The sequence below is a fragment of the Pseudomonas sp. 2,4-D genome (genome assembly GCF_030418155.1).
Taxonomy (GTDB): domain Bacteria; phylum Pseudomonadota; class Gammaproteobacteria; order Pseudomonadales; family Pseudomonadaceae; genus Aquipseudomonas; species Aquipseudomonas alloputida.
The window spans coordinates 1-17,874 of record NZ_JAUHUI010000065.1 but is presented as its reverse complement, the minus strand read 5'-3'; the positions used below and the strand labels follow the sequence as shown (position 1 = coordinate 17,874).

The window sequence follows — 17,874 nt, the reverse complement described above, 5'->3', positions numbered from 1 at the left end:
TGCCGGACTCTTCACGGGTAAACCCGCCCCTACAGCCCCCCCCCTGTAGGGGCGGGTTTACCCGCGAAGAGGCCGGCACAGCAAAAATATTCTCAGGCAACAGGTGAAGTAACAGCAGGTGGCCTCCGTGTAATGGTCGCGCGCCCCCCTGTAGGAGCGGGTTTACCCGCGAAGAGGCCGGCACAGCAAAAAATATTTCAGGCAACGGGTGAGGTAACAGCACGTGGCATCCGTGTAATGAGTGAAAGTGCGATTCATTCGCAGTAATCACCCTCTCACAGGTCAGCGTCCATGAAGTTCTCCCCGCGTTGCGTCCCTCTCTGGTTCGGCCTTGCTGCGCTCCCGGCCTTCGCTGTCGCCCCCCTGGCAACCGCCGCCGAGCAGCTGCAGGTCTATGCCTTCGCCCAGCCGGCCCAACCCTTGGCCCAGGCCCTGAACGCCTTCAGCCGTACCACTGGCCAGAGCGTGGTCTACACCCTCGAGCTGCCGGGCGTGCAAGCGCCAGCGCTGAATGGTCGGTTCAGCGCCGAGCAGGCGCTGCAACAACTGCTGGGCAACGCTGGGCTGGCCTGGCGCCGCGTCGACGCACGTACCCTGACCCTCGAACCTGCAGACACCTCCGGAGCCCTCAGCCTGCAGGCCACCACCGTGACCTCGCAACTGGACGACTACAGCTACCAGCCCCCGGCCAGCGCTTCGATCATGCGCGGGCAGGGCCCGAACCAGGACATCCCCCAGGCGATCAACGTGGTACCGGCCCAGGTCATCCGCGACCAGGCCCCGCGCAACCTTGATGACGCCCTGGCCAACGTCAGCGGCATTACCCAGGGCAACAACTTCGGCGGCACATCCGACACGGTGATGAAACGTGGCTTCGGCGACAACCGCGACGGCTCGATCATGCGCGATGGCATGCCCGTGGTGCAGGGTCGCAACCTCAACGCCAGCACCGAGCGCGTCGAAGTGCTCAAGGGCCCTGCTTCGCTGCTGTACGGTATCCAGGACCCGGGTGGGGTCATCAACGTGGTCAGCAAGCGTCCGCAGTTGCAGCAGTACAACGCCCTGACCGTGCGCGGCTCGACCTATGGCAGCGGCAAGAACGGCAGCGGTGGCGGGCTCGACAGCACGGGCGCACTGGGTGACAGCAACTTCGCCTACCGCCTGGTCGTCGACCACGAAGACGAGGACTACTGGCGCAACTACGGCGTGCACCGCGAATCGCTGGTGGCGCCGTCGCTGGCCTGGCTGGGCGAAGACACCCAGGTGGTGCTGGCCTACGAGCATCGTGAATTTCTCTATCCGTTCGACCGTGGCACCGCGTTCGGCAACAACGGCCACCCGCTGAACATCCCTGCCACGCGCCGCCTGGACGAGCCGTTCAACGACATGGAAGGGCGCTCCGACCTGTATCGCCTGGAAGTCGACCATCAGCTGGCCGATGACTGGAAGCTGCACTTCGGCTACAGCTTCAATCGTGAGACCTACGATGCCAGCCAGGTTCGCGTGACCGGCGTCAACGAAACACAAGGCACGCTGACACGCAGCATCGACGGCACCCACAACGCCATGAGCCGTGACCAGTTCGTGACCCTGAGTCTCAATGGCAATGTCGAGCTGGCGGGGATGCAGCATGACCTGCTGTTCGGCATCGACCATGAAGACCGCAAGATCTTTCGCGGTGACCTGATTCGCCAGACGTCTCAGTCCACGTTCAGTTATCTGGACCCGGTCTACGGACAGGAAGTGGAGGGCACCAACGTGCGAGCCAGCGACAGCGACCAGACCGACAAGCTGCGCACCGATGCACTGTTCGTGCAGGACGCGCTGCACCTCGATGAGCACTGGATCCTTGTAGCAGGTGCGCGTTTCCAGCAGTACGACCAGTACGCTGGCCGCGGTCGCCCGTTCAAGGCCAATACCGACATCAGTGGCCAGGCTTGGGTGCCCCACGCCGGTATCGTTTACAAAGTCGACGACCAGCTCTCGTTCTATGGCAGCTACAGCGAGTCGTTCAAGCCCAACTCGACCATCGCGCCGCTGACCGGCAATGTCGTGCTCGACTCCTCGGTGGCACCTGAGGAGGGCAAGGCGTGGGAGCTGGGCGCCAAGCTCGACATGCCAGGCCGCATCACAGGCACCCTGGCATTGTTCGATATCACCAAGCGCAATGTACTGGTCTCGAACTTTGACGCCGTCACCCGCGAGACGGTCTACAGCAATGCGGGTGAGGTCAGTTCACGCGGTGTGGAACTCGACGTGACCGGCCAGCTCAGCGAGCGCTGGAGCCTGATCGGCAGCTATGCACTGACCGATGCCAAGGTCACCAAGGACCCTGATCTTGAGGGCAATCGCCTGCAGAACGTGGCCCGGCACAGCGGCTCGCTGTCGGCGGTGTATGACTTTGGCAGCCTGTTTGGGGGTGACCGGCTGCGCTTCGGTGCCGGCGCCCGTTATGTGGGCGAACGTTCGGGTAACGCGACCAACACCTTCGACCTGCCGAGCTATACCGTTGCCGATGCATTTGCCACTTATGAAACCAAACTCGACGAACACAACGTGCGCCTGCAACTGAACGTGAAGAACCTGTTCGACAAGGTGTATTACAGCTCGGCGGTGAACCAGTACTTTGTGGCGATTGGCGATGCGCGGCAGGTAAGTTTGTCGAGCACCTTCGAGTTCTAGGCAAATGGGGCCGCAGAGCGGGCGCGGTTTCAGGTGAAAAAGGCCTTGCGGTATTCGCCAGGTGTGGCCCCCAGGGCTTGGCGAAACCGGTTGCTGAAATGGCTGGCACTGGCAAACCCGCACAACAAGGCAATTTCCCCCAGCGGTAACACGCCCAGCCGCAACAGCTGGCATGCCCGGTGCAGCCGCCGGGCCAGCAGATACTGATGCGGCGGGAGCCCGAAACTGGCGCGGAACATGCGCGCAAAGTGGTATGCGGACAGATTGCAGCGCAGCGCCAGCTCGTCCAGGGTGATGGGCTGGTCCAGGTGTGCCTCGAGGTAGTCGACCAGCTGCCGGCGCAGGTTTGGCGCCAGCCCGCCTTTCAGGCGCAGGCCTTGGCGCAACCCGACCTGGCTGAGCAGCGCATGGTCAACGATCTCGTGCGCCAGGCTGCTGGCCAGCAGGCGCTCGCCGGGCTCGTCCCAGTCCAGCTGGATCAGTTGACGAAAGCGGGCAGCCTGCTGCGGGTCGTCCAGAAAGGTCGCTTCCTGCAGTTGCAGCTCGCGCGGTTCCCGGTCGAGCAGGCGTACACAGCCCAGGGCGAACTGCGCCTCGCTGACATACAGGTGTGCCAGGCGGATCGCGCCATTGACGACCCAGTTCGATTCCTGCCCGGCCGGCATCACGCACAGCTTGTCGGGCGCACCTTTGTCGGCCGGGCGCTGGCGGCGGAAGGTGCCGGTGCCGTCGGCGATGTAGCACGACAGGGTGTGATGGCTAGGCGCCTGGTAGTCGCGCGCATCGTCACGGTTGCTCCACAACGCTGCCGCCAGTCCGTCGCCCAGGTGCGCGCTCAGCTCCAGCCTGGCGTTGGGCGAGGCATGCATGGCGTTGAACACTTGCAACTGGGTGAGTGGCGTCATTGGCAGGTCCTCCTGCCTGCCATCCTACTGCGCCCTGGATCGAGTGACAGCTACCGGCGCAAGAAAAGCGCAAGTTCGTGCAAGCAGACAGAGGCCGATCGAAAGAACACTGGTGATCCCTGTAGGAGCGGGTTTACCCGCGAAGCGCCGGGCACCGATTTCCAAAGGCCCAAGGAACCGCCACCATGAACCTGTCACTCTACCTGCTCACCGTCCTGATCTGGGGCACCACCTGGATCGCCCTGAAACTCCAGCTAGGCGTGGTCGCGATCCCGGTGTCGATCGTCTACCGCTTCGCCCTGGCCGGCCTGATCCTGTTTGCTTTCCTGTTGATTACCCGCCGGCTGCAACCCATGAACCGCCGTGGCCACCAGATCTGCCTGGCCCAGGGCCTGTGCCTGTTCTGCGTCAACTTCATCTGCTTCCTCAGCGCCAGCCAGTGGATCGCCAGCGGCCTGATCGCGGTGGTGTTCTCAACCGCCACACTGTGGAACGCGCTTAACGCTCGCATTTTCTTCGGCCAGAAAATCGCCAGCAATGTGCTTGGCGGTGGTGCCTTGGGCTTGCTTGGCCTGGGTCTGCTGTTCTGGCCGGAGCTGTCGCATCACGCAGCCAGCCGCGAAACCCTGTACGGCCTTGGCTTGGCCCTGTTGGGCACGCTGTGCTTCTCGGCCGGCAACATGCTGTCGAGCATGCAGCAGAAGGCCGGGCTCAAGCCGATGACGACCAATGCCTGGGGCATGGTCTATGGGGCGGTGATGCTGGCGGTGTTCTGTGTGGTCAGCGGCGTGCCGTTCAGCATGGAGTGGAATGCGCGCTATATCGGTTCGCTGCTGTACCTGGTGGTGCCGGGGTCGGTGATTGCCTTTACTGCCTACCTGACCTTGGTCGGGCGCATGGGCCCGGAGCGGGCAGCTTACTGCACGGTGTTGTTCCCGTTGGTGGCGTTGAATGTGTCGGCGGTGGCTGAGGGTTATCAGTGGACGGCGCCGGCCTTGCTCGGCTTGGTGGCGGTAATGGCGGGGAATGTGCTGGTGTTTCGCAAGCCCCGGGCCAGGGTGGCTGAGGGTGTTGTGGTCGCCAAATAGTGATGCTTGCCTGGGCCGGCCCTTTCGCGGGTAAACCCGCTCCTACAGGGCAGTGCACACCCTTTGTAGGAGCGGGTTTACCCGCGAAGGGGCCAGCACAGGCATTCCAAAACGGTCAGCCCTTCCACACCTGCGGGTTCACCAGGTCCCGCGGCCGCTCGCCCAGCAGCGCCGCACGCAGGTTGTCGATCGCCCGGTTGGCCATGGCCTCACGGGTTTCGGCAGTAGCCGAACCAACGTGCGGCAGGGTCAGCGCATTGGGCAGCTTGAACAGCGGCGAGTCGCTCAGCGGTTCTTTCTCGTACACGTCCAGGCCTGCGCCCCGAATGGTGCCGGCCTGCAGCGCCTCGATCAACGCCGCCTCATCCACCACCGGCCCACGGGCAATGTTGATCAGGAACGCGCTCGGCTTCATCAGCTTCAGCTCGCGGCTGCTGATCAGCTTGCGGGTGGCATCGGACAACGGCACCACGATGACCACGAAGTCGGCTTCGGCCAGCAACTGATCCAGGCTGCGGAACTGCGCGCCCAGCTCCTGCTCCAGCGCGGTCTTGCGGCTGTTGCCGCTGTACAGGATCGGCATGTTGAAGCCGAAGCGGCCACGGCGTGCCACTGCTGCACCAATGTTGCCCATGCCGACGATGCCCAAAGTCTTGCCATGCACATCGCTGCCGAAGTGGGCCGGGCCCACGGTGGCCTGCCAGTTGCCGGCCTTGGTCCAGGCATCCAGCTCGGCGGTGCGCCGGGCGCAGCCCATGATCAGCGAGAAGCCCAGGTCGGCGGTGCTTTCGGTCAGTACGTCGGGGGTGTTGGTCAGGGCGATGCCGCGTTCGTTGAAGTAGTCGAGGTCGTAGTTGTCATAGCCGACCGACACGCTGGACACCACCTCCAGCCTGGCCGCACCTTCAAGCTGCGCGCGGCCGAGCTTGCGGCCAACGCCGATCAGGCCATGGGCTTCGGGCAGGGCTTCGTTGAACTGGGCGCTGATGTCGCCAAGCTTGGGGTTGGGCAGGATCACGTTGAAGTCTTGCTGCAGGCGTTCGGCCATGGCCGGGGTGATACGGCTGAAGGCCAGGACGGTCTTTTTCATCGGGCAACTTCTCTGCTAGGCGGGGTGGGGGGCTGTGCTGGTCCCTTCGCGGGCAAGCCCGCTCCTACGGGGGGGCGCGGTGCCTTGCAGGAACGGGCTTGCCCGCGAAAGGGGCGGAACAGGCGAAATCAATGGTTAGCAACCTACCATTGTCAGCCCCCGCAATGCAGCAGCTTTTTAGTTGGCGATCAGCACCTGATGGGTTTTCAGGTCTGCCTCATGCGCGGCAAGAATCTCTGGCAGCGAGTTGCGCAGGTACTCCACCCAGGTCTTGATCTTGGCATCCAGATACTGCCGCGATGGATAGATGGCATACAGGTTCAGCTCCTGCAGGCGATATTCGGGCAGCACCCGCACCAGGCTACCGTCCCGCAGGCCCTCGATAGCCGAATAGATCGGCAGCACGCCTACGCCCATGCCACTGCGGATCGCAGTCTTCATGGCATCGGCGGTGTTCACCATGAACGGCGAACTGGTGATGTTGACCATCTCTTGGCCTTCCGGGCCATCGAACAGCCACTTCTCCAGCGGTATCACCGGGCTGACCATGCGCAGGCAGGCGTGCTTGAGCAGGTCGGCAGGCTTGTGCGCCACGCCATGCTGGGCGATGTAGGCGGGCGAGGCACAGACAATGCTGTAGGTGATGCCCAGGCGCTGCGAAACGAACCCCGAGTCGGGCAGTTCGGTGGCCAGCACGATGGAGACGTCATAACCCTCGTCGAGCAGGTCGGGCACGCGGTTGGCCATGGTCAAATCGAAGGTCACGTCCGGGTGCGTTTCGCGGTAGCGGGCGATGGCATCGACCACGAAGTGCTGGCCGACCCCGGTCATCGAATGCACCTTCAACTGCCCGGCCGGGCGCGCATGGGCGTCGCTGGCTTCGGCCTCGGCTTCTTCGACGTAGGTAAGAATCTGTTCGCAACGCATCAGGTAGCGCTTGCCGGCTTCGGTCAGCGCAATGCGGCGGGTGGTACGGTTGAGCAGCCTTGTTTGCAGATGGGCTTCCAGGTTGGAGACCGCCCGCGACACGTTCGCGGTGGTCGTATCCAGTTGCGCCGCAGCGGCAGTGAAGCTGCCGAGTTGGGCTACGCAACTGAAAGCACGCATGTTTTGCAGGGTGTCCATGGGTCACTCTCGAGGTAGAGGACAAAATTGTGTCACGAAGTAACTTAGAAAAGAGAAAAAGTTGCCTTCGACCAAAGGCGGATTATCGCTGTTTTGGTAACAAAGATTCGCAGGAATCTGTGCTTATCGCCAGTGCTGCCGCCCCCTAGAATTGCCCGGCCCCCTTCACCTCTTCCTCGGGAAATCGCAGCTGTGCCGCGTCGCATCATCAGAACGCTCAAGGCGTTCAGTGCCTGTGCCCTTGCCCTCACCTTGAGCGGCTGTATCGGAACCTGGGGCATTGCCCCGCAAAGCAAGACGCTGCAAGCCAATACCTTGACTACCGACGCGGCCATTCGCGAAGCCGCGACCGACGCCCACTGGCCTGACCAGCAGTGGTGGCATGCCTATGGCGACCCGCAGCTGGACCGCTGGATTGCCCTGGCCGTGGCCGGTAGCCCGAGCCTGGCCATGGCTGCGGCGCGGGTGCGCGAAGCCAAGGCCATGGCCGGTGTGGTCGAGTCGGCGGAAAAGCTCCAGGCCAACGGCCAGTCTACGCTCAAGCGCCACAACTGGCCGGAAGACCAGTTTTATGGCCCCGGCGCGTTGTCGGGTGCCAACACCTGGGACAACAACGCCGCCATCGGTTTCAGCTACGCCCTTGACCTGTGGGGGCGCGAGCGCAATGCCAGCGAGCAGGCCGTGGACCAGGCGCACATGAGCGTGGCCGAAGCCCGCCAGGCGCAGCTGGAACTGCAGAACAATGTGGTGCGTGCCTACATCCAGTTGAGCCTGCATTTTGCCCAGCGCGATATCGTCAAGGCCGAGCTGGAGCAGCAAGAACAGATCCTGGCCTTGGCCAAGCGCAGGCTGGATGCCGGCATCGGCACCCACTTCGAAGTCAGCCAGGCCGAAGCGCCGCTGCCGGAAACCCACCGCCAGCTCGACAGCCTGAACGAAGAGATTGCCCTGACCCGCAACCAGCTGGCGGCACTGGCAGGCAAGGGCCCGGGCGAAGGCGCCCAGTTGCAGCGCCCGACCCTGGCCCTGGCTGCACCGCTGAAGCTGCCGTCGAACCTGCCGGCCGAATTGGTTGGCCAGCGCCCCGACGTAGTTGCCAGCCGCTGGCAGGTGGCCGCACAGGCGCGGGGTATCGACGTCGCCCATGCCGGCTTCTTCCCCAACGTCGACCTGGTCGGCAGCCTGGGCTTCATGGCCACCGGCGGTGGCCCGCTGGAATTCCTCACCGGGCGCAAGTTCAACTACAACGTCGGCCCTGCCATCAGCCTGCCGATCTTCGACGGTGGCCGTTTGCGCTCGCAGCTGGGCGTGGCCTCCGCCAGCTATGACGTGGCCGTGGCGCGCTACAACCAGACTGTGGTCGGTGCGCTGAAAAACATCTCCGACCAGTTGATCCGCCGTGAGTCGATGAAAGAACAGTCGCACTTCGCCGCCGAGTCGGTTGCTGCCGCGCAGAAAACCTACGACATCGCCATGGTCGCGTTCCAGCGCGGCCTTACCGACTACCTGAGCGTACTCAACGCGCAGACCTTGCTGTTCCGCCAGCAGCAGGTGCAGCAGCAGGTGCAGGCCGCCCGCCTGGTCGCCCATGCCGAGCTGGTCACCGCCCTGGGTGGTGGCCTGCAGGCCGGTCAGGATGCGCCGAAAGAGGAACGTCAGGCAGCACCTAAGACCCCGGCCACCCTGGCCATTTTCGACAAGAAGCCGGATAACGCCGAATGAGCACTTCCAGTTTGCCCGCGCGCTGGCTGCAAAGCCTGGAATGGCGCCGGGGCTTCTTTGCCTGGGCGCGCACCGACGGCGTGACCTGGGTGTACATCTTCAAGGTGCTGGCCGCTGCGTTCATCACCTTGTGGTTGGCCATGCGCCTGGAGCTGCCGCAACCGCGTACAGCGATGATCACTGTTTTCATCGTCATGCAGCCGCAAAGCGGGCATGTGTTCGCGAAAAGCTTCTACCGGGTGCTAGGCACCCTGGCCGGCTCGGCGATGATGGTGGCGCTGATTGCCATCTTTCCGCAGAACACCGAGCTGTTTCTGCCCAGCCTGGCGCTGTGGGTGGGCCTGTGCTCGGCTGGTGCCATGCGCTACCGCACCTTCCGCGCCTATGGTTTCGTGCTGGCCGGCTACACCGCAGCGATGATCGGCCTGCCGGTGCTGCAACACCCCGACCAGGCGTTCATGGCAGCGGTATGGCGGGCGCTGGAAATCGCCCTGGGGATTCTGGTGTCGACCTTCGTCAGTGCCGCGATCCTGCCGCAGTCGGCCAGTGCCGCAATGCGCAACGCCCTCTACCAGCGCTTTGGCGTGTTTGCCGGGGTGGTGGTGGAGGCCCTGCGTGGTGACAGTCAAAAGGACCGCTTCGAGAGCAGCAACGTGCGGTTCGTGGCAGAGGCCGTGGGCCTCGAGAGCCTGCGCAACGTCACCGCTTTCGAAGACCCGCACATGCGCCGTCGCAGTGGCCGGCTGGTGCGCATGAACAGCGAGTTCATGGCCATCACCACCCGCTTCAATGCCTTGCACCGTTTGCTGGAGCGCCTGCGTGCCCGTGGCCCGCTGCAGATCGTCAGTGCCATCGAACCGGGCCTGAACACCTTGGTGGAGTTGCTGCAGCCCTATGTGGGCCGGGCGTTGACGGACGCCGATGCGCTGCGCCTGACCCTGGAGCTGGCCGCCTACAAGGAAGGCCTGCAGGCCCAGGTGCGAGGGCTGCGGGCTGAGTACCTGGCAACTGACCCCAGCGAATCCGACCTGCTCGATTTTCACACCGCGTTCGAGCTGCTGTACCGCTTCGTCGACGAGATGTTGAGCTACGCCGAAACCCATGCCTCGCTGGCCGCGCACAAGCACGAACGCGAGCAGTGGGACGAGCCCTACGTGGCGCAGACCAGCTGGCTGGTATCGCTGGCGGCCGGTGTGCGCGCCTCGGCAGTGCTGTTGCTGCTGGGCAGTTACTGGCTGCTCAGCGATTGGCCCAGTGGCGCCATGATGACCCTGATCGCCACGGTCACCGTATGCCTTTCGGCGGCGTCACCCAACCCCAAGCGCATGTCGTTCCAGATGGCTTGCGGCACGGCCATCGGCGCTTTTGTCGGCTTCTTCGAAACCTTCTTCGTGTTCCCCTGGATCGACGGTTTCCCGCTGCTGTGCATGGTGCTGGCGCCTGTGTTCGTGCTGGGCGCGTTTCTTTCGTCGCGCCCTGCCTACGCCGGTTATGGCATCGGCCTGCTGGTGTTCTTCGCGATTGGTTCGGTGCCGAACAACCTCACCGTTTATGACCCGTACACCTTCATCAACGACTACATCGGCATGGTGATCGGCATGTTCGTCTGTGCCGCCGCCGGCGCGATCATTCTGCCGCCCAACAGCCGCTGGCTGTGGAGCCGCCTGGAGCAGGCGTTGCGCGAGCAGGTGCTGTTCGCCATCAGCGGCCGCCTGCGCGGGCTGGGCTCGGCCTTCGAAAGCCGCACCCGCGACCTGCTGCACCAGGCCTATGGCCTGGCGGCCGGCAAGCCGCAGGTGCAGAGCCAGCTGATGGGGTGGATGTTCACCGTGCTGGAGATCGGCCACGCCGTCATCGAGCTGCGCAAGGAGCAAGCCCGCGCCCCGGTGCACCCGGCCTATGCCGAGTCGCAGCCGTGGCGCCAGGCAATCCGTGTCATGGGCCGTGCACTGACCCGGCTGTTCCTGCAGCCCAGCGCCAGCAACCACGAACGCGCACTGGTGGCAGTGGACCACGCCATTGCCCGCGTGCAGGCCACCGACGAGCCATTCGCCCGGCACTTCGACACCTCGGTGCTGCGCCGCGTGCAAAGCTACCTGCACTTCATCCGTACTTCCCTGCTGGACCCACAGTCGCCACTGGCACCGGCGAAAGGACTGCACCATGCCCCGTGAGATCGCCTTTCATGGCGTGTACATGCCCACCATGACCTTGATGTTCCTGTTTGCCCTGGGCCTGGCCTGGGGCCTGGACCGGTTCATTGCCAGCCATGATGGCTACCGCTTCTTCTGGCACCCGGCGCTGCTGCGCCTGAGCCTGTTCGTCTGCTTGTTCGGCGCCATGGCGCTGACTGTCTACTGGTGAGAATCCTTCGATGAAAAAGTTCTTCAGCCTGATCGCCACCCTGCTGGTGCTGGTCGCTGCCGTGGCCATCGGTCGCCAGTTGTGGCTGCACTACATGACCACGCCCTGGACCCGTGATGGCCGTGTGCGTGCCGACATCATCAACGTCGCTGCCGACGTGCCCGGCTACGTGGTGGATGTACCGGTCAAGGACAACCAGCGGGTGAAGAAGGGCGACCTGCTGATCCAGATCGACCCTGAGCACTACCAGTTGGCAGTCGACCAGGCCAAGGCACTGGTCGCCTCGCGCAAGGCCACCTGGGAAATGCGCAAGGTCAATGCCAAGCGCCGTGCCGACATGGACAACCTGGTGATCTCCAAGGAAAACCGCGACGACGCCAGCAACATCGCCAATTCCGCCCAAGCCGATTATCAACAAGCCCTGGCCGAGTTGGCCGCAGCCGAGCTGAACCTCAAGCGCACGCATATCGTGGCGACGGTTGACGGCTATGTGACCAACCTGAATATCCACAAGGGCGACTACGCGCGCACGGGTGAAGCGGTGATGGCGGTGGTCGACGAGCACTCGTTCTGGGTTTACGGGTTCTTCGAGGAGACCAAGCTGCCGCATGTGAAGGTGGGTGATCAGGCCGAATTGCAGATGATGAGCGGCGAGCGCCTCAAGGGGCATGTGGAGAGCATCGCCCGCGGCATCTACGACCGTGACAACCCACAGAGCCGCGAGCTGATCGCCGACGTGAACCCGACCTTCAACTGGGTGCGGCTGGCACAGCGGGTGCCGGTGCGCATTCACATCGATGAAGTGCCGGAAGGTTTTTTGCTGGCGGCGGGGACGACCTGTACGGTGGTGGTGAAGCCGAGTTCGCCTTGAGAGGCAGGTCGCCAGACTGGTCGAGCGCCGCTCGCGTGGTGCTCGATCTTACAGGCCTCACATCGCTCCAATCATGCACTCGCCGCCCCCACCAACACCGGCACTTCGACCCGATCAATCACCTTCGCGCTGATCGACGGGTCGAGCAACCGCCCCAGCCGCGACAGGTGGCGGTGGCCCATGATGATCAGTTCGCAACGCAGCTCCTGTGCCTTGGCGACAATCGCTTCAACCGGCAGCCCGGCCACCATCCAGCCGTGGCTGGCGAAGCCGGCTTGCTGCAGTTCGCGCACGGCCTCGGTTACGGCGTGGTCGGCATGCTGCTGTTCCTCGCAGGCGGCGGGGTATTCTTCCCGTTCCTCGGCGGTGTAGGGCGCGGGTTGCTCGTGCACCGCGAAGGTTGAATCGATGGCCAGCAGCACGTGCAGTTCGTGCTCGCCCGGGCGGCAGTAGCGGCGGGCGAGGGCAAGCAGGGCGGCAGATGCGGGGGAGGCGTCGATGGCGATCAGGACGGGGCTGGGCATGCGGAATCCTTGATGTATTTGGGGGGGGGCTGAGGCGGCCTTTTCTTAGATCAACGTAGGAGCGGGTTTACCCGCGAAAGGGCCGAACCTGCCATGCATCATTCTTCACCCAATCCTTTCCCTGAATAAATGGCCCACCACGCACAAGCGCATTGCGTCCGGTGCAATCCATCAACCTGCTACCATCGCATTCCCCACAGCTGTAACGGAAAACGGCCATGCAACTTCCGGACATGAACCTGCTCGTCGCCCTCGATGCCTTGCTCGATGAGGGCAGCGTGGTTGGCGCGGCGCAACGCATGAACCTGAGCCCGGCAGCCATGAGCCGGACCCTGGGGCGTATCCGCGAAGCACTGGGCGACCCGATTCTGGTGCGCGCCGGCCGTGGCCTGGTGCCGACGCCGCGTGCGCTGGCCCTGCGCGAGCAGGTGCATGGCCTGGTGGAGCAGGCCGGGCAGGTATTTCGCAGTCGCGACGATGTCGACCTGGTGAACCTGGACCGTGCCTTCAACATCCGCACCAATGACCTGTTCATCGCCCTGTATGGCGCCCAGTTGTTGCGCATGATGCTTGCCCAGGCACCGCATACGGTGCTGCGTTTCGTGCCGGAGGGCAGCGGCGACGATGATGCGGTGCTGCGCAATGGGCAAATCGACTTGATCATCAGTTCAGCCATTGAACTGGGCCCCGAAATCAAGGTTCAGAGCCTGTTCAACACCTACTTCGTGGGCTTGGCGCGTGAAGGGCACCCGGTTTTCGATGACGAGATCACCCCTGAGCGCTTCGCCGCCTACCCGCACATCAGCGTGTCACGCCGTGGCCGTGCCAATGGGCCTATCGACGTGGCGCTGGCCAATTACAAGGTGGAGCGCCGGGTAGCGCTGATCACGACGAGTTTTCACTCCGCGATGTTTTCGCTGCCGGACTCGGACCTGATCTTGCCGATACCCGCCAATATCCTGAACAGTGTGAACCGGCTGAAACTGCCATTGCGGTCCTTCGAGATCCCCGTGCCACTGGAAAAGGTCAACGTCATGCAGGCATGGCACCCGCGGTTCGATAACGACCCGGCCCATCGCTGGCTGCGGCAGACGTTGAAGGCGTGCGGCAGGATGGACCCTTGAGGCGTGTGGCACATCCGCTGCCCGATTGCGTTTGACGCAATATAAAACTGCCAACAAGTTAGTTTTCGTAAGCATTCGACCTTTTTAGACTTGCTCCAGTCGCAAATTTTGTTGCCGGAGATGTCTGCCCATGAGTTCCCTGTCCGTCCCGTCTGCCGCCATGGCCGCCGCCCCTGCGCCGGCTGCGCCCGCGCAGGCTGCGTTCGGCCTGCAGGTAGTGGTCGGGTTGTTCGGTGTGTTGCTGGCTGTGCTGTGCGCCGGCCTCAACGAGTCGGTGACCAAGATTTCCCTGGCCGATATCCGCGGCGCCATGGGCATCGGTGCCGATGAAGGTGCCTGGTTACTGGCGGTATACAGCGCCGCTTCGGTCTCGGCCATGGCCTTTGCGCCGTGGCTGGCCACGACCTTCTCGCTGCGGCGCTTCACCATGTGCGCAATTGGTCTGTTCGCCGTGCTTGGCCTGCTGCAGCCGTTCGCCCCCAACCTGCACAGTTTGATGTTACTGCGCGTACTGCAGGGCTTTGCCGCTGGCGCCTTGCCGCCGATGTTGATGAGCGTGGCCCTGCGCTTTCTGCCGCCAGGTATCAAGGTCTATGGCCTGGCCTGCTACGCCCTGACCGCCACCTTTGGCCCCAACCTCGGCACGCCGCTGGCGGGGCTGTGGACCGAATACGTCGGCTGGCAATGGGCGTTCTGGCAGATCATCCTGCCCTCGCTGCTGGCCATGGTCTGCGTAGGCTGGGGTCTGCCGCAGGACCCGCTGCGCCTGGAGCGTTTCAAACAGTTCGACTGGCGCGGCGTACTGCTTGGCCTGCCCGCCATCAGTTGCATTGTGCTGGGCCTGTCGCTGGGCGACCGCTGGGGTTGGTTCGACTCGCCGCTGATCTGCTGGCTGCTGGGCGGTGGCCTGCTGTTGCTGGTGTTGTTCATGTACAACGAGTGGTCCGAGCCGTTGCCGTTTTTCCAGTTGCGCTTGTTGCAGCGGCGCAACTTGAGTTTCGCCTTGGTGACCCTGGCCGGTGTGCTGGTCGTGCTTTCGGGTGTGGGCAGCATCCCGTCGGCCTACCTTGCGCAGATCCAGGGCTACCGCCCGGCGCAGACCAGCCCGTTGATGATGCTGGTGGCCATGCCGCAACTGATCGCCCTGCCACTGACGGCGGCACTGTGCAACATCCGCGCAGTGGACTGCCGCTGGGTGCTGGGCATTGGCCTGGCGATGCTGGCGGTGTCCTGTGTTGGCAGCAGCCTGCTGACCAGCGAGTGGATCCGTGGCGACTTCTACCCGTTCTACCTGCTGCAGGTGTTCGGCCAGCCGATGGCAGTGCTGCCGCTGCTGATGCTGTCTACCAATGGCATGACCCCGCAGGAGGGCCCGTTCGCCTCCAGCTGGTTCAACACCGTCAAGGGCCTGGCCGCCGTCATCGCCGGTGGCCTGCTGGATGTTCTTGGCACCCTGCGCCGGCATTTCCATTCCAATCACCTGGTGGACAGCCTGGGCAACGCCCCGCTGGTCGACGGCAACGCCGGTGGCCTGGCCAAGCGCATTCACGACCAGGCTCAGGTATTGACCTCGGCTGACCTCTACCTGGTGTTGGCCTGTATCGCCGTGGCCCTGATCTGCCTGATTCCTTTCGTGCCTACCCGGGTCTATGCGCCGCGTGCGGTGGCTTGAACCCTGGATGATTTCGAGAACCATTGAAATGACCAACAACCGCAAAACCCTTTTCATCGGCTCGGTGCTGGCCGTGGCCGTCCTGGCTGGCATCGTCGGCCCCTGGATGTTTGGCAGTGATCACCGCCAGAGCACCAATGACGCCTATGTGAGCGCCGACTACACCGTGGTCGCGCCCAAAGTCGCCGGTTTCATCAAGCAAGTGCTGGTGGAAGACAATCAGCAGGTCACGGCTGGCCAGTTGCTGGCGACCATCGATGCGCGTGACTACCAGGCTGCGCTGGATGCTGCGCAGGCGCAGTTGCTGGTAGCCCAGGCACAAAGCGCCGATGCCCGCGCCACGCTTGAACGCCAGGACGCGCTGATTGCCCAGGCCGAAGCGGCAGTGAAGGCGGCCCAGGCTGAGGTGGCGTTCGCCGACCATGAAGTCAACCGCTACAGCCGCCTTGCCGAGCAGGGCGCGGGTACCGTGCAGAACGCCCAGCAGGCGCGCAGCGCGGTCGACCAAGCCCGTGCTCGCCTGGCCAACGCTCAAGCTGCGCGGGTGGCGGCGCGCAAGCAGGTGGACATCCTCAAAGCTCAAGTGGCCAGCGCCGATGGCCAGCTCAAGCGTGCCGAAGCAGGCCTGGAAAAGGCCCAGCTCGATCTGTCCTACACCCGCATCACAGCACCGGTGGACGGTATGGTCGGCGAACGCGCCCTGCGGGTGGGGGCCTACGTCAACCCGGGCGCTCGCCTGCTGTCGGTGGTGCCGTTGCAGCAGGCCTATGTGGTCGGCAACTTCCAGGAAACCCAGCTGACCCACGTACAGCCGGGCCAGCCGGTGCGCATCAGCGTCGACACCTTCTCCGGCGAAACCCTGCAAGGCCATGTGCAAAGCATTGCCCCGGCTACCGGCGTAACCTTCGCCGCAGTCAAGCCAGACAACGCCACCGGCAACTTCACCAAGGTGGTGCAACGCATTCCGGTCAAGATCGTTCTCGATGATGGCCAGCCACTGCTCACCCGCCTGCGGGTGGGCATGTCGGTCGAAGCCACCATCGACACGCGTGGCGACAAGCTGGACGGCAAAGAGGTAAGCGCGCGATGAAACCGGGATTACGCTTGAGCCCCTTGCTGCTGGCTGTGCTGTTGACCGGTTGCACCCTGGGCCCGGATTTCCAGCGCCCAGATAGCCAGGCCCCGCAGCAGTGGGCGCCGCTGCAAGGCGAGGCAGCGGCCAGCCAGCCCCAGGCCGAACCGCTTGAGCTGCGCTGGTGGGAAACGTTCCACGATGCCCGCCTGAGCGCTTTGATCCAGCGCGTTGCCGAACGCAACCTCGACCTGCAGATGGCCAGCGCGCGGCTGCTGCAAAGCCGTGCCCTGCGCAGTACCTTGGCTGCTGACGAAGTACCGTCGGTGGACATGAACGCCGGTTACAGCCGCGCTCGTAACAGCGCCGATGGCTTGAGCGATCCGTCCGGCAAGGCCGGGAAAGAAGCCTTCAACCTCTGGCAGGGCGACCTGGTGGCCGGTTGGGAACTGGACCTGTGGGGCCGTGTACGGCGTCAGGTCGAGGCTGCTGATGCCACGGTCGAAGTGGCCGAGAATGACCGACGCGGTGTGCTGCTGGCACTGCTTTCGGAAACCGCCGGCAACTACATACAGCTGCGTGCCGTGCAGCACACCCTCGATGTGACGCAGGATAACCTCAGGGTCGCCCGGCACAGCCTGAAGTTGTCCCAGGACCGCCAGGCCGAAGGCGTTGCCACGCGCCTGGATGTGGCCCAGGCCAGCGCCCAGGTCGCGTCTATCGAAGCGCGCCTGCCGAGCCTGGAAGCGCGGCGTGATGACTTGATCAATGCCCTCAGCCTGCTCGCTGCCGAGCCGCCGCGCAGCCTCCAGGCCGAATTGCTGCAAAGCGGCGAGCTGCCCGCGCCGCAGCAGAAGTTTGCCATCGGCTTGCCGTCCGAACTGGCCGAGCGCCGCCCGGACATCCGCCAGGCCGAGGCCCGCCTGCATGCCGCCACTGCCAGCATTGGCGTGGCCAAGGCGGATTTCTACCCGAGCATTCGCCTGTCGGGCAGTGTCGGCTTCCAGGCCCTGCAGCTGTCGGATTTCGGTGGCTGGGATTCGCGCCGGTTCGCCTTCGGTCCGCAGATGTCGCTGCCGATTTTCGAAGGCGGCCGGCTCAAGGGCACCCTGGAACTGCGCGAGGCGCAACAGCAGGAAGCCGCGCTGAACTATCGCAAGGTGGTGCTGGGGGCCTGGCATGAAATTGACGATGTGCTACGCCTGTACAACGCCAGTCAGTTGCGCCGTGATCACCTTGCCGAGGCCGTGCGGCAAAACCGTATCGCCCTGGAAACCGCCCAGCGCCAGTACGTGGAAGGGGCGGTGGACTTTCTCAATGTGCTGACGGTGCAAGGCGCGCTGCTGGCCAGCGAGGAGCAATGGATCGACAGCTCGGCCGCGGTGTCGCAGGCGCTGGTGGGGCTGTACAAGGCGCTGGGTGGAGGCTGGCAGGCGTTTGATGAGCAGCCGCAGAATGCTCACGGTTAGGGAGGACGCGCAGCATCTGGAGGGCGGGGTACTGCGGTCCATGGCCTGATGCTTTACAGCCTGTACTGGCCTCTTCGCGGGTGAACCCGCTCCTACACGACGGCCTGCGCCCAACCACCGATGTGTGTCCACCACCAAATCTGTGTAGGAGCGGGTTTACCCGCAG

Annotated in this window: 14 protein-coding genes; 10 read left to right on the top strand and 4 right to left on the bottom strand. The window is 64.0% G+C overall.

Annotation, left to right across the window (positions count from 1 at the left end):
• Positions 1-291: 291 nt before the first annotated feature.
• A complete protein-coding gene (locus tag QYE47_RS26310; protein ID WP_070384337.1) occupies positions 292-2,682 on the top strand; it encodes a TonB-dependent siderophore receptor in 2,391 nt (796 codons plus the stop codon).
• Between the two features lie 29 nt (positions 2,683-2,711).
• Here QYE47_RS26310 and QYE47_RS26305 read toward each other — a convergent pair whose 3' ends face one another.
• Positions 2,712-3,587 carry a helix-turn-helix domain-containing protein gene (locus QYE47_RS26305; RefSeq protein ID WP_019437545.1) on the bottom strand — a complete coding sequence of 292 codons (876 nt, stop codon included), beginning with the start codon at positions 3,585-3,587 and terminating at the stop codon, positions 2,712-2,714.
• Positions 3,588-3,772: 185 nt separating this feature from the next.
• On the opposite strand from QYE47_RS26305, the gene QYE47_RS26300 reads away from it, so the two are divergent.
• On the top strand, positions 3,773-4,675 hold the full coding sequence (locus QYE47_RS26300; RefSeq protein ID WP_019437544.1) for an EamA family transporter: 903 nt from the start codon (positions 3,773-3,775) through the stop codon (positions 4,673-4,675).
• Positions 4,676-4,790: 115 nt separating this feature from the next.
• Here the strand turns inward: QYE47_RS26300 and QYE47_RS26295 are convergent, their stop codons facing one another.
• Positions 4,791-5,765: a D-glycerate dehydrogenase gene (locus QYE47_RS26295; protein ID WP_014592323.1), complete on the bottom strand. Its 975-nt coding sequence runs from the start codon at positions 5,763-5,765 to the stop codon at positions 4,791-4,793.
• Between the two features lie 177 nt (positions 5,766-5,942).
• Positions 5,943-6,890: a LysR family transcriptional regulator gene (locus QYE47_RS26290; RefSeq protein ID WP_003251712.1), complete on the bottom strand. Its 948-nt coding sequence runs from the start codon at positions 6,888-6,890 to the stop codon at positions 5,943-5,945.
• Between the two features lie 192 nt (positions 6,891-7,082).
• Between QYE47_RS26290 and QYE47_RS26285 the strand changes: the two genes are divergently transcribed.
• From QYE47_RS26285 to QYE47_RS26270, 4 genes are read left to right on the top strand one after another with little or no spacing between them, the layout of a single operon-like run.
• Positions 7,083-8,612, top strand: a complete 1,530-nt coding sequence (locus QYE47_RS26285) for an efflux transporter outer membrane subunit (protein ID WP_070384336.1) — start codon at positions 7,083-7,085, stop codon at positions 8,610-8,612.
• Positions 8,609-10,786: an FUSC family protein gene (locus tag QYE47_RS26280; protein ID WP_019438408.1), complete on the top strand. Its 2,178-nt coding sequence runs from the start codon at positions 8,609-8,611 to the stop codon at positions 10,784-10,786. The genes QYE47_RS26285 and QYE47_RS26280 overlap by 4 nt, the downstream gene beginning before the upstream one ends.
• Entirely contained in the window at positions 10,776-10,976 is a 201-nt protein-coding gene (locus QYE47_RS26275) for a DUF1656 domain-containing protein (protein WP_009685040.1), read from the top strand. The genes QYE47_RS26280 and QYE47_RS26275 overlap by 11 nt, the downstream gene beginning before the upstream one ends.
• Positions 10,977-10,986: 10 nt before the next feature.
• The gene (locus QYE47_RS26270; RefSeq protein ID WP_004575355.1) at positions 10,987-11,847 is read left to right on the top strand and encodes an HlyD family secretion protein; all 861 of its coding nucleotides are present in this window, start codon (positions 10,987-10,989) and stop codon (positions 11,845-11,847) included.
• Positions 11,848-11,918: 71 nt separating this feature from the next.
• Here QYE47_RS26270 and QYE47_RS26265 read toward each other — a convergent pair whose 3' ends face one another.
• Entirely contained in the window at positions 11,919-12,371 is a 453-nt protein-coding gene (locus QYE47_RS26265) for a universal stress protein (RefSeq protein ID WP_014592320.1), read from the bottom strand.
• Between the two features lie 218 nt (positions 12,372-12,589).
• On the opposite strand from QYE47_RS26265, the gene QYE47_RS26260 reads away from it, so the two are divergent.
• The 4 genes from QYE47_RS26260 to QYE47_RS26245 all read left to right on the top strand — a co-directional run bounded on the left by QYE47_RS26260 (position 12,590) and on the right by QYE47_RS26245 (position 17,708).
• Entirely contained in the window at positions 12,590-13,495 is a 906-nt protein-coding gene (locus tag QYE47_RS26260; protein ID WP_003251728.1) for a LysR family transcriptional regulator, read from the top strand.
• A 130-nt stretch (positions 13,496-13,625) separates the two neighbouring features.
• The gene (locus QYE47_RS26255) at positions 13,626-15,167 is read left to right on the top strand and encodes an MFS transporter (protein ID WP_014592319.1); all 1,542 of its coding nucleotides are present in this window, start codon (positions 13,626-13,628) and stop codon (positions 15,165-15,167) included.
• Between the two features lie 28 nt (positions 15,168-15,195).
• Positions 15,196-16,257 (top strand): HlyD family secretion protein, encoded by a 1,062-nt coding sequence (locus QYE47_RS26250; protein ID WP_026031931.1) that lies wholly within the window; start codon positions 15,196-15,198, stop codon positions 16,255-16,257.
• Positions 16,254-17,708, top strand: a complete 1,455-nt coding sequence (locus tag QYE47_RS26245; protein WP_070384335.1) for an efflux transporter outer membrane subunit — start codon at positions 16,254-16,256, stop codon at positions 17,706-17,708. The genes QYE47_RS26250 and QYE47_RS26245 overlap by 4 nt, the downstream gene beginning before the upstream one ends.
• Positions 17,709-17,874 lie beyond the last annotated feature (166 nt).

What these genes read in the sequence shown, in the direction of transcription:
- QYE47_RS26305 (WP_019437545.1), bottom strand. Translation starts at nt 3,587, where the DNA reads ATGACGCCACTCACCCAGTTGCAAGTGTTCAACGCCATGCATGCCTCG.
- QYE47_RS26310 (WP_070384337.1), top strand. Translation starts at nt 292, where the DNA reads ATGAAGTTCTCCCCGCGTTGCGTCCCTCTCTGGTTCGGCCTTGCTGCG.
- QYE47_RS26300 (WP_019437544.1), top strand. Translation starts at nt 3,773, where the DNA reads ATGAACCTGTCACTCTACCTGCTCACCGTCCTGATCTGGGGCACCACC.
- QYE47_RS26275 (WP_009685040.1), top strand. Translation starts at nt 10,776, where the DNA reads ATGCCCCGTGAGATCGCCTTTCATGGCGTGTACATGCCCACCATGACC.
- QYE47_RS26265 (WP_014592320.1), bottom strand. Translation starts at nt 12,371, where the DNA reads ATGCCCAGCCCCGTCCTGATCGCCATCGACGCCTCCCCCGCATCTGCC.
- QYE47_RS26260 (WP_003251728.1), top strand. Translation starts at nt 12,590, where the DNA reads ATGCAACTTCCGGACATGAACCTGCTCGTCGCCCTCGATGCCTTGCTC.
- QYE47_RS26290 (WP_003251712.1), bottom strand. Translation starts at nt 6,890, where the DNA reads ATGGACACCCTGCAAAACATGCGTGCTTTCAGTTGCGTAGCCCAACTC.
- QYE47_RS26280 (WP_019438408.1), top strand. Translation starts at nt 8,609, where the DNA reads ATGAGCACTTCCAGTTTGCCCGCGCGCTGGCTGCAAAGCCTGGAATGG.
- QYE47_RS26245 (WP_070384335.1), top strand. Translation starts at nt 16,254, where the DNA reads ATGAAACCGGGATTACGCTTGAGCCCCTTGCTGCTGGCTGTGCTGTTG.
- QYE47_RS26255 (WP_014592319.1), top strand. Translation starts at nt 13,626, where the DNA reads ATGAGTTCCCTGTCCGTCCCGTCTGCCGCCATGGCCGCCGCCCCTGCG.
- QYE47_RS26295 (WP_014592323.1), bottom strand. Translation starts at nt 5,765, where the DNA reads ATGAAAAAGACCGTCCTGGCCTTCAGCCGTATCACCCCGGCCATGGCC.
- QYE47_RS26270 (WP_004575355.1), top strand. Translation starts at nt 10,987, where the DNA reads ATGAAAAAGTTCTTCAGCCTGATCGCCACCCTGCTGGTGCTGGTCGCT.
- QYE47_RS26250 (WP_026031931.1), top strand. Translation starts at nt 15,196, where the DNA reads ATGACCAACAACCGCAAAACCCTTTTCATCGGCTCGGTGCTGGCCGTG.